General features: G+C 57.8%; 1 pseudogene. It reads left to right on the forward strand.

The annotated features are described in order from the left end of the window. A pseudogene (locus tag BGI33_RS03410) lies at positions 1-841 on the forward strand (RHS repeat protein); the annotation flags it as partial.

Consider the following 841-nt stretch of genomic DNA (forward strand, 5'->3'; position numbering starts at 1 on the left):
CCAGTACGACCAGCATGGCCAGATAGTTCAGATCACCGATGCCCGCGGTGGCAACAAATACCTGCGCTGGAACCAGAACGGCCAGCTTACCCAGCATGTCGACTGCTCCGGTACCGCCACCCATCTCTATTACGATGCATCAGGCAATCTCAGCAGCATCTCCGACGCCCAATGCAACAGCAGCAAATACCACTACAACGCTGCCGGCCAGCTTACCGGCGTTACCTTAACCGACGGCAGACAGGAACACTATCGCGTCAACAGTGCCGGCCAGCTACTGACCTATACCGACCCTGCCGGCCACAGCACCCACTACCAGCGCGACCCGCGCGGACTGGTGCACACCCGCATTGATGCTGCCGGACGCAAACTCGGCTTTAACTACGACGCCTATGGCCGCCTCAACACCCTCATCAACGAAAATGGCGAACACTACCAGTTTCAATACGATGCAGCCGACCGCCTGATCGAACAGACCGATCTGGACGGGCGTAAACAGAGATACAGCTACGATGCACTGGATAACGTCAGCGCCGTGCACTTTGCTGCCGGCAGTAGTGCTGAAATTATCCACCGCTTCAAACGCGATGCCATCGGCCGCCTCATCGGCAAATACACCACCGACGGCAACACCGCCTACCAGTATGACAAAGCCGACAACCTTATCAAAGTCGGCTACAAAAAAGCCGGCCTGCCTGCTGAAGCTGAACCCGACCTCATCACCTTCAGCTACGATCTACTGGGTAATCTGCTAAGCGAAACCACTGCACAGGGTACCCTCAGCCACCAGTACGACCCACTGGGCAACCGCATCGCCACCACCCTGCCGGATGGGCGCACC

Source organism: Snodgrassella alvi (genome assembly GCF_002777425.1).
GTDB classification, from domain to species: domain Bacteria; phylum Pseudomonadota; class Gammaproteobacteria; order Burkholderiales; family Neisseriaceae; genus Snodgrassella; species Snodgrassella alvi_B.